Consider the following 10,255-nt stretch of genomic DNA (forward strand, 5'->3'; position numbering starts at 1 on the left):
TCAGCCCTCTTAAGAGGGCTAAAGCCCAACTACGTACCTTTGCTTGCAGATTTCAAAACCAAATTAGTCAACATCGTATTCATCTTATTAACAGACTCCACATACTCATTTTCGGGAATAGATTCAGCCACAATTCCTGCACCAGCATTTAAGTAAACCCAATCCCCATATTGATAAGCCGATCGAATTGCGATCGCAATATCTGCCATACCACTACTATTAACCCAACCAATACCACCAGCATAAATTCCTCGCGGTTCTTTTTCTAATCGCTCAATCCATTGCAGAGCCTTGTGTTTGTCAATTCCCGATACAGTGACACCCGGAAATAACACTTTCAAAGCATCCCATAAAGTTTTTTCTCCTTTGAGTTGACCGCCAATTCGCGATGATAGATGCTGCACGCACCTGTATTGCTTCACCTGCATGAAGTCAAAAATCCGCAGAGTTTCCGGTAGACAAACCTCCGCCATCTCACTTTGCGCCAACCAGATCGAAAGCGCGTGTTCCTTTACCTCTTTAGCATCGGTAAATAACTCACTTTCCAATTGTAAATCTTCTTCCAAATTTTCCGATCTCGGTCTAGTTCCCGCCAATGGATTAGTAACTACAAAGCCATCAGCACTAACTTCCATTAAAATTTCAGGACTGAAGCCTACCGCACTTACTTCGCCAGCCTGCAAACAATACGATCGCGCTGAGTTGTTGTTTTTGGCTCCCAAAGCATAAGTTCCCAGCAAATCCATCTCCGCTTTCACTTTCACGGAACGGGAAATAATCGCTTTATGTAAATCGCCGCTTTGGATGGCTTGAATCAAATCGGAAACCTGGCTTTGATACTCTTCTTTATCGGCAAAATCAACAACTGGCGGTGTCGCTACATAGTCTCTCAATTCGCTATTTATTGATAACGCTTCCAGAACTTTTGTTGGCGACTTGATGCTTCTGATATGAACTCCTCTAGTAGCAATAAAAAGTTCGATTTCTGGAACTAAAAAATAGAGCAGAGGTTGTTCAATTGCCTTGGAGTAGGAGTAGTAGAAGCGAGCCACATCAAAGCCGATGTAACCATAAGCAGTCCAATTCTCGATCGGCAAAGATGCTAAGGCTGATTCTACTTGCTTGAGCGGATCGACAATCGGTTCTGACTTAATCTCACCCATAAAAGCGAGCGAAACATCGTGAGAACTTACCGATATTTCCGCTAAAACATTCCCAGCAATACGTACTTCGTTTTCACTTTTGTACATTACATATTTGGAAAAAATCCCAGAATCTAATAGATTCTGCAACACAATCAGAGGATCTCTCTGACCTGGTATGAATAGTTCGTGATAAGTTAATAAGTTGCTCGCTACCTGATACATGGGGTAAAGATTTTGGTTAAGGGAGTTAAACATTAATGAGTTTTCAGCAAGGATTTGCGATGAATTTTTCCGGTGGGCGTGCGCGGTAATGTTTCCAAAAAGTGGATTTTTTTAGGAGCCTTAAAATGGGGTAATCGAGCCCTAGCTAATTGTCGAATCTTCTCTTCTAAATCGGGAGATTTCTCAAAGCCGGGTTTAAGGCTGACGTAAGCAATAATCTCAGTTAATTGTTCGCCGCGATCGCATTCTGGAACTACCGCCGCATCAAGAACACCTTCGTGCTGGAGTAAGACATCTTCCACTTCAAACGGCGATACCCACATCCCATTTACTTTGAAGAAATCATCCTTACGTCCCATAAACCAGAAATAACCATCCGCATCGCGCAGATACTTATCTCCCGTTCGCATCGCGTTCCCGTAAAGAGCTTGTCGCGTTTCCCGCAGGCGATTCCAATACCCCAGCATGAGGCTTTCTCCACTCACCTCTAGGTCGCCAATTTCCCCCGCCGCAACTGGGAAACCCTTTTCATCAACCACTCGCACATCATAACCAGAAAGCGGACGACCAGAACAGCCGGGACGACATTCTCCCTCTGCATTTGATAGAAAAATATGCAGCAATTCTGTCGTACCAATACCCTCATAAATCTCAATTCCGTAAGTGTCTCGCCACTTATACCAAATAGTTTTTGGTAATTGTTCGGCTGCTGATAAGCACAACCTTAAAGAGGAAGTATTTAGAGGTGCAATTTCATGCACTGAGAGAATGCTGGCATATACGCTGGGTATGCCAAACAAAATTGTCGGTCGGTAGCGATCGATGTCCGCGATAATATCAAAAGCATTATTGGCATCTGATAATATTGTCGCTGCACCAACTGCCATCGGCATATATAAACTATTCCCTAAACCGTAGGCAAAAGGCATTTTAGCTACTGAATAGGTGATGTCATCTTGATGCAAACCGAGTTTAGCTTTACCGTACAGTTCTGCACAAACTACCATGCTTTGGTGGTTGTGAATTACACCTTTGGGTTTACCCGTACTACCGGAAGTGTAAAGCCAAAAAGCAGGTTCATCTCCAGATGTCTCGGCGTAAGGTAGCTGTTCGTCTGTCTGCTGAGTCAGCAAAGACAAAAATGGTTTTTCTCCGTCTGCAAGGAGAATATTTTGCAAGAACTTAGACTGGATGGGAGTCAGTTTTTCTTGCCATTCTTGGTTAGTCACCAAGATTTTGGCGCGTGAATCTTGCAGGATATAGTGGATGTCATCAATGGTACAAGCCGTATTGATCGGAACTGGTACTGCACCGAGGAAAATTGCTCCCCAGAAAGCAAATACTGATTCTGGAGTGTCTGACAAAAGAATGGCTATCCGGTTTTCTCGCGCCAATCCTAACTCGGAGAATAATCTCGCTGTACGTCGGACAAAGCTGTTTAATTGGGCATAAGTATAAGTCGAATCCTGATAGTAAAACGCTACTTTCTCGCTACGTCCTTGTGCTAGGTTGCTTTCCAAGAAGTAAGCTGCAACGTTGAAGATGCTAGGTAATTTTTCAGAAATACTCATTTATGTTCGGCTGGCATCGCCGTTTCGATCTCATTACAGATTTGAGCTAATGTCATATCTTGGCGGGTTCCAAGTTTCAAGTTAACCCCCAATCTTCGTTTCAATTCCAGCGCAACTTGTACTGTTTCAACAGAGTCAAGTTGTAAATTCTCGCGCAGTAAAGTGTCTTGATGAAGGGACTCTTCGGGAATACCTAAATTAGCCAGTATTTCCTTCAGTGTATCCATCGCCTTTTGACTTCTCATGAAATAAACGATCCTTTGGACTTGTCATGGAATAAATAGTAGTGATGTTTTGACTTAATTTTCCTGGCTTTCACTTGAAAATGTCGATTTTTTCAGCGAACCGATCGTTAACGGCAAGAACAGCCTACATCAGCCACACTGACTTCGTTTGCTTGATAGTTGAGAACTCGTTTCAATAAGCTAGATGAATTGTATTACCTATTCTCGATTCTTGGCAAGCCCTAATCAGGAAAATTTTGTAAAGTTTTATTAAGAACAACAAACGGTTACGTATTAGACCTCGGCCACATTTAGATTTTTTTCATACAGGGCAAGGGTTTGAGATTCTTTTTCGGAGATGTCTATTCAGGCTGACGGAGTGAGTGCGCCTCTCTCACCTTGATGAGCCAAGCGTTGAGGCTCCTTAAAATTGAGAAGGATCGCAGCTTCTTGACAGAATTATTGATAATAATTATAGGTAGCAATCGCCAGAGATGCTTATTGTCCGTTATCCAAACCCGAAAAAGCCGCGTAGGCGGAGTCAGCCGCAGGCATCGCCCGCACATATCTTTTTTGAGATAGATTAACTCAAACCCTTGCTGCGTCAAGTCTTTCAACAGTATTAATTTATGAACGCTACCATAACTGCAAACTCCTGGATTACCTATCCGAAACCCAATCCTGAAGCCAAGTTACGACTATTCTGCTTCCACTATGCCGGGGGTGGGGCTTTGAGCTATCGTGCTTTTCCAGGGAACCTACCGTCAGATGTAGAGGTTTGTCCGATCGAACTTCCCGGACGTGGATTTCGACTGCTGGAAACTCCCTTCACCGAGATCGAGCCTGTAATTGAGACTCTTGCTCTTACGATCCTGAGCAGCCTTAATAAACCTTTTGCTTTCTTCGGTCACAGTATGGGCGCATTGGTGAGCTTTGAACTGGCGCGACTACTCCGCAAACAGTACAACCAAAGTCCACTGCACCTATTTGTATCAGGACATCGCGCTCCTCAAATTCCCGATCGCGACCCGCCGATTCATGCTCTACCAGAAACAGAATTTCTACGACAATTGTGCCGTTATAACGGTACTCCCAAAGCCGTGCTAGAAAACGCCGAACTGATGGAACTGCTACTTCCTACTCTGCGAGCCGATTTTGCTGTGGTTGAAACTTACGCCTACACTCCTGAAGCGCCGTTAGATTGTCCGATCGCTGCTTTTGGTGGATTAGAGGATTGGAAAGTCGGTATTGAAGACCTAGAAGCATGGCAAAAACAGACAAACTCTGCCTTTTCGCTGGAGATGTTTCCCGGAGATCATTTCTACCTGCACTCAGCTCAAACACTTCTGTTACAACGCCTTTCACAATTACTTTCAGCAGTTGAGTGAGATCCCGTGAACTGGTAGAACTGGTAGGCTCAGTCATAGTAGCCCTGTCAAAGTGTTCCTTATTCAGGATTTTTCGTGGATTCTGAACGGTAACGGTCGAGTCGTGAAAAGCTTGGCAACTCTAGGAGTAAACTTAGAGCGGCGACTGTTGCCGTTCTCTTCGACATAGGGCGATCGGTATAAGCTGTCGCGCATTTAAATTGCATATTCTCCGCGGGCGGGACGCCCACCCCACAAGACGGGGAATTGTTTTTTGACATACAATTTAAATGCAGAACAGCTTAATGGTTGAAGCTTTCTATCAGACTGTGCAAGCTGTTAGTTCACAACATCTTGCAGCATTTAGGAGGACCCTTATAAATGTTATAGCGTTTCTCAGAAAGATGAGGTACAATAACAGCAGGGTAAACGCATCAAAATTCATTTGACAAAAACGTTAATTTGTGCATTACTAAATAACTAAAAAAACCTTCTTAAAAGTCTTAATTTTAACCCGAGTTGAGCCGATTAAATCAGAACCTTAAGATTTTATGAACTTCTTAAAGCCGGATAATTTTCCTTCTTAGATACGTGTTAGATTTCGAGCATTAACTGGCAGAGTTTAAAATTTTAACTAAAGAATTATTATCCATTGCCGCTCGATACCGTTTCATTTTTAGACTTTGTACCGGAAGTTTTTTCTTGTTTCAGTAAATTTATGGCACTCGCGACGTAGAAGTGCAAAATTTTCGGGATAGTTCTGTTTCCGAATCCGGCTTTCATCTTCACAAAATGTAACATCAAGCGTCCAATGTAAGATATTTTCAATACCCCAATGACGGAGGATCGCCCCAGCAATTGTCTCAGCATTACTGCTTAAACTACTAAGCGTAAAAACGAGCTTCAGTCGTGGTTTTATTCCACAGCCGTCGTTCACTAACTATCATGACAACTGTTTTTAATCCCGTCCATAATGCTTGATTATGCACTTGTGGTAACTCGGATACATCCACAGTCCAGACTTGTCTTTTTTCCACTCGATGATGTCCGGCTTCTACTTGTTCATGTCGGATTGTACTATCTGCCTAAGTTATCTGCTTTTTGTGCTACTTCAAACCACTCTTTCACGGCTTGGTAGAGGAGTTTTTGATTACCTTTTAAAGCTAAAATATAATCTACTTTTTTCTTAAAAATCAGAGATTTTATGTCTTTTTGACATCAAGCGAGCATCGATGGTTATTACGCTGCCCCCAATTTCTAACATTTCTATTAATTCCGGAATCGCTGTCAGTTCACTGGATTTTTTATCGACTTTTTTTGTCCTAAAACTAATTGATGATATGAAGACCAGGCTGTAACTATATGTAGCGCTTTTTGCTGGTCATTTCGGTCATAAGATTGTTTCATTGTTTTGCCATCAATGAAGGGCGATCGCGTTTAGTTCTAATTCCCCGACTATGGCATTTACCCAACTCAAAAAACATTCTTGAAACTGTTGTGGTTCAATTCTGGCAAATACCCGACTAAATGTGTCATGAGATGGTATGCCATTCGGTAATTCTAGAAAGCTTTTTAACCATTCATATTTGGCGTTACCATAGGCTTCTATTCCAGACCGTTCCGTCTGCACCGCGTCTGGATAGCTAGAATGGCAATCGCGATAATATCTTTGAGTAAGTGTTCTTTACTTCTTTCTATTCTTGGGTCGTTCAAATTAGCAAAATGTTCTAAAAAACTGGTATTTAAAATCTTCAGTGAAGGCAATGAATCTGTTTGTTTTTGTTGGGAAGTTACAGCTTTACTAAAACCTCTTGCCATTGATAGCACCAATAAACTACAACCAACTACATGGAAATTTAGTCGGATTTAACTGTGGCATATTTTGGGTTAAAGTTAAGATGCGTTTACCCTGGGTGGCAATACACCTGCTAATTGGGCAATGGGCGTGACAGTTTTTAGTATCTTTAGCTAGGATGAGTGGGACGAATACTCTTCCACAAGCTTTAAGATTGATGGCCGTCCCAAGTTGAAAATATCAGTGAGTTGCTTTTCGGTTTTCAGTGCCGAGATAAACCAGTTAAATCCTTCACCTAACGTCAGCAATTACTCCAATCAGCTTAGTTTATTTTTCCGACAATTAATCCACCCTGGGAACCCTCGGCAGCCAGGGGGATAGCCTACTTATCTTGGGATTAGCCGTCTACCCAACAGCGTAGGAAATAAACTCAGACTGCCTAAAGAAAACTTTAGATAAGTTTAAATAAGTTTGATCGAGCAGTTGTTAAACACAAGGTATCTTTAAGATTTGTTGCTTAACTTCCTATTTTTGAAGATATCAACAAAGCCTTTTCCTCGCTGCGGCGGTCAATAAATTAGAAACACGAGAATTTTATGCTGTCGAAAAGAATTTTGCCTTGTCTGGATGTGAAAGCCGGCCGCGTGGTCAAAGGTGTCAATTTTGTCAACCTGACTGATGCTGGCGATCCGGTAGAAATGGCTCAGGTTTACAATGATGCCGGTGCTGACGAGTTGGTGTTTCTGGACATTACCGCGACTCACGAAGACCGGGACATTATTATTGATGTGGTGTACCGAACGGCCGATCGAGTATTTATCCCTTTGACGGTGGGCGGCGGCATCCAATCCTTAGACACCATTAAAAGTTTATTGAGGGCTGGCGCTGATAAGGTCAGCATTAATTCGGCGGCGGTGCGCGATCCGAGTTTAATTGACAAAGCGAGCGATCGATTTGGCAATCAGTGCATTGTAATCGCGATCGACGCCCGCAAACGGCAAGATTTGGATAATCCCGGTTGGGACGTGTACGTGCGCGGAGGGCGAGAAAATACCGGCAAAGATGCGATCGCCTGGGCTAAGGAAGCCGAAGTGCGCGGCGCCGGCGAAATTCTGGTGACAAGCATGGACTCTGACGGCACTCAAGCCGGTTACGACTTGGAATTAACCCGAAGGATCGCCGAAATTGTCGAAATTCCCGTCATTGCTTCTGGTGGCGCAGGCAACTGTCACCATATCTACCAAGCCGTGACTGAGGGCAAAGCAGAAGCCGCACTACTGGCTTCCCTGCTGCATTACGGGCAACTGAGTGTAGGAGAAATTAAGACTTATCTAGCAAAATATCAAGTTCCGGTGCGACAGCAGCAGCCATTAGTCATTAGTCATTAGTCAGCGGACAGTCGGGCACATCTCATATCTTGCAACATTTTCAACAAACCGCTCTGGGGGTTTACTAAAGCGCCCTCTCACATTGGAGACAGGCTAAATCAACCCGCCCCCACCCCACCAGAAAACCCATGACTGACATTGGTGGCGCTATGTGAGGCGCATCTGAAGGCACTTATGTAGAATTTTTTTGATTGTACACAAGTGCCTTCTACATAGCTTTCTTGGGGCAATCCACGCAAGTCATCTAGAAATATTCCCTGAGAAGGATTTCAAATACCAGCTTTTTCAGCTAGATATTATATGTTACCTCAATTTGAAAGAGAGCAACGGTTGCTTCGATCAAACTTGAGTTAAAGATTGTGCAGAATTTGAGTGAGTTTCAGCCTGTTAACAATCTTAGCGATCGTAAGTTCTAAAAACGGAGAAATTTTGTATGTCTTTTATCAGCTTTAACTTTCCTTCCAAGCGTTTAGTACGCACTTTAATAGCTGTTTGTTTTTGTGCCTTGATGTTTGTTTCTAATGCTTTCCCGGCTTTTGCCGTTACCAGCAGCCCTACCAAAGGTGAAGATAAACTTTTGGGGATTGAGGAAAAAGCTCAAAAAGTTGCCGGGGAAAAACCGATGTCTCTCGAAGAAACTCAAGACAAAGCGAGCAAAGGACCCAACGAAGTTCAGGGAGACGCTGACATTGATAAAATGAAAAATCCTTCTAACACAAGCGCTACATCCTTTGAGCAACAAGTCAGAAAGGCTGTCGGCAAGATCACAAACTAACTCTGCGCGCAGTTGTCAGTATCAAAGAGTAGGCACACGGCAATGCACATTAGTGACAACAAACACGTTAAACCCAGTCACAGACGGCTGTTTGACTATTAAATCTAGATCCCCCCTTAGCTTGCCCCCTACTCCCCCTTAATAAGGGGGGACTGGAAACGTCTTCAAGTCCCCCTTCTTAAGGGGGATTTAGGGGGATCTAGACTCAGGTAAAAACGATATTTATCAGGGGTTTCAGGCGATTGTTGACACGACTTTGGCACAGCGCCGTGTCCCTGCAAATGTCTGGGTAGAGACGCCATTGCCGCGTCCCTACCCAGATATTTTATGTTTTAAATTTAGATCGAGTTTTCAGAATTGGTATCAGATTGAATAAAAAAGTGGAAACGACTTGGCATCTTTCGGTTTGACGAACACTCTTTGCTGAGGTTCTAACTGCAATTGGTCAAACTTTTCTCTGGTCAAATTAGCGTTTACTATTTGACCGTCATCTAAGGTTAATTCTACCTGAATTTCCCATCCCAAATGAATCAAGCGACTGATTCTTGCAGGCACTGTTGCAGGATTTTCTGTAATTTCAATTACTACGTCGTGAGGGCGCAAGAAAATCTCGGGGTTGGCTGAGTCAAATCCGTTGTCTTGAAACATCCTCGAACTGCTGGGCAAGACATTGACTGGGCCGATAAAACTCATGACGAAAGCACTCGCTGGATGGTCGTAAATTTCTGCGGGTGTGCCTACTTGTTCGATTTTACCTTTATTCATGACTGTAATTCGATCGGCAACTTCCATCGCTTCTTCTTGATCGTGCGTCACAAAGACTGTGGTAACGTGAACTTCGTCGTGCAGCCGCCGCAACCAAGCACGCAAATCTTTGCGAACTTTGGCATCGAGAGCTCCAAAAGGTTCGTCTAGCAGTAAAACTTTGGGTTCCACAGCCAGAGCTCGGGCGAGGGCTACCCGCTGCCGCTGGCCTCCTGAAAGTTGCGACGGGTATCTATCGCCCAATCCTCCCAATTGCACTAAATTCAACAATTCTTCTACCCGCGATTTAACTTTCGCCGGCGGTATTTTCTGAATTTCCATGCCGAAAGCGATGTTTTTTCGCACTGTCATGTGCTTGAATAGCGCGTAGTGTTGAAACACAAACCCAATTTTGCGGTCTTGGACGCTAGTATTGGTCGCATCTTGGCCTGTCAGCCAGATTTTGCCAGAGTCGGGCATTTCCAAACCGGCAATCAGTCGCAGCAGCGTAGACTTGCCGGAACCAGACGGGCCCAGCAATGCGACTAGGGAACCGGATTCAATTTCTAAGCTGACTCGATCGAGTGCTTGGAAACTGCCAAACTGTTTTGATACGTTTTCTACAACTATGCCCATAAGAAGAAGTCAGTAGTCATTAGTCATTAGTCATTAGTCAGCAGTCATTAGTCATTAGTCAGCAGTCAGCAGTCATTAGTCATTAGTCAGTAGTCAGCAGTCAGTAGTCAGTAGAAAGAGGGAAGAATCCCAATCTGCTGTTGGTGGATGAATTAAGGTAAGTTTTTTATAGAACCATACCACATCCGTTTGTTAATTTTAGGGTTTTGGCGATCGGTCTGTCGATTTGAGATTTGAGATTTGAGATTTTAGATTTACTTGCAGCTTTGAATCTGGAAGATGGAACTTTGGTCTAAAATTTTGGGCTCTCCTGTTAATTTTAGGGTTTTGGCGATCGGTCTGTCGATTTGAGATTTGAGATTTGAGATTTTAGATTTACTTGCAGCTT

The 10,255-nt window shown here is 43.5% G+C and carries 7 protein-coding genes and 1 pseudogene; 3 read left to right on the plus strand and 5 right to left on the minus strand.

Annotation, left to right across the window (positions count from 1 at the left end):
- Positions 1-29 precede the first annotated feature (29 nt).
- From QUA56_RS14705 to QUA56_RS14715, 3 genes are read right to left on the minus strand one after another with little or no spacing between them, the layout of a single operon-like run.
- On the minus strand, positions 30-1,400 hold the full coding sequence (locus tag QUA56_RS14705; protein ID WP_333358751.1) for a salicylate synthase: 1,371 nt from the start codon (positions 1,398-1,400) through the stop codon (positions 30-32).
- A complete protein-coding gene (locus tag QUA56_RS14710) occupies positions 1,400-2,938 on the minus strand; it encodes a benzoate-CoA ligase family protein (protein WP_333358753.1) in 1,539 nt (512 codons plus the stop codon). The genes QUA56_RS14705 and QUA56_RS14710 overlap by 1 nt, the downstream gene beginning before the upstream one ends.
- Complete coding sequence (locus QUA56_RS14715) at positions 2,935-3,183, minus strand: acyl carrier protein (RefSeq protein WP_333191953.1); 249 nt, start codon at positions 3,181-3,183, stop codon at positions 2,935-2,937. The genes QUA56_RS14710 and QUA56_RS14715 overlap by 4 nt, the downstream gene beginning before the upstream one ends.
- 608 nt (positions 3,184-3,791) lie before the next feature.
- Between QUA56_RS14715 and QUA56_RS14720 the strand changes: the two genes are divergently transcribed.
- On the plus strand, positions 3,792-4,550 hold the full coding sequence (locus tag QUA56_RS14720) for a thioesterase II family protein (RefSeq protein WP_333358755.1): 759 nt from the start codon (positions 3,792-3,794) through the stop codon (positions 4,548-4,550).
- Positions 4,551-5,137: 587 nt separating this feature from the next.
- Here the strand turns inward: QUA56_RS14720 and QUA56_RS14725 are convergent.
- Positions 5,138-6,347, minus strand: a pseudogene (locus QUA56_RS14725) (ISAs1 family transposase).
- A gap of 573 nt (positions 6,348-6,920) precedes the next feature.
- Here QUA56_RS14725 and hisF point away from each other — a divergent pair.
- Entirely contained in the window at positions 6,921-7,712 is a 792-nt protein-coding gene (gene hisF / locus QUA56_RS14730; RefSeq protein WP_333358757.1) for an imidazole glycerol phosphate synthase subunit HisF, read from the plus strand.
- A 433-nt stretch (positions 7,713-8,145) separates the two neighbouring features.
- On the plus strand, positions 8,146-8,487 hold the full coding sequence (locus QUA56_RS14735; protein WP_333358759.1) for a low temperature-induced protein: 342 nt from the start codon (positions 8,146-8,148) through the stop codon (positions 8,485-8,487).
- 363 nt (positions 8,488-8,850) lie between these two features.
- Here the strand turns inward: QUA56_RS14735 and QUA56_RS14740 are convergent, their stop codons facing one another.
- Positions 8,851-9,867: a sulfate/molybdate ABC transporter ATP-binding protein gene (locus QUA56_RS14740; RefSeq protein ID WP_333358761.1), complete on the minus strand. Its 1,017-nt coding sequence runs from the start codon at positions 9,865-9,867 to the stop codon at positions 8,851-8,853.
- Positions 9,868-10,255: the final 388 nt, after the last annotated feature.

Origin of the sequence: Microcoleus sp. N3A4 (assembly GCF_036701805.1) — a bacterium.
In the GTDB taxonomy this organism is placed as follows: Bacteria; Cyanobacteriota; Cyanobacteriia; order Cyanobacteriales; family Microcoleaceae; genus Microcoleus.

What these genes read in the sequence shown, in the direction of transcription:
- QUA56_RS14705 (WP_333358751.1), bottom strand. Translation starts at nt 1,400, where the DNA reads ATGTTTAACTCCCTTAACCAAAATCTTTACCCCATGTATCAGGTAGCG.
- QUA56_RS14710 (WP_333358753.1), bottom strand. Translation starts at nt 2,938, where the DNA reads ATGAGTATTTCTGAAAAATTACCTAGCATCTTCAACGTTGCAGCTTAC.
- QUA56_RS14715 (WP_333191953.1), bottom strand. Translation starts at nt 3,183, where the DNA reads ATGAGAAGTCAAAAGGCGATGGATACACTGAAGGAAATACTGGCTAAT.
- QUA56_RS14720 (WP_333358755.1), top strand. Translation starts at nt 3,792, where the DNA reads ATGAACGCTACCATAACTGCAAACTCCTGGATTACCTATCCGAAACCC.
- hisF (WP_333358757.1), top strand. Translation starts at nt 6,921, where the DNA reads ATGCTGTCGAAAAGAATTTTGCCTTGTCTGGATGTGAAAGCCGGCCGC.
- QUA56_RS14735 (WP_333358759.1), top strand. Translation starts at nt 8,146, where the DNA reads ATGTCTTTTATCAGCTTTAACTTTCCTTCCAAGCGTTTAGTACGCACT.
- QUA56_RS14740 (WP_333358761.1), bottom strand. Translation starts at nt 9,867, where the DNA reads ATGGGCATAGTTGTAGAAAACGTATCAAAACAGTTTGGCAGTTTCCAA.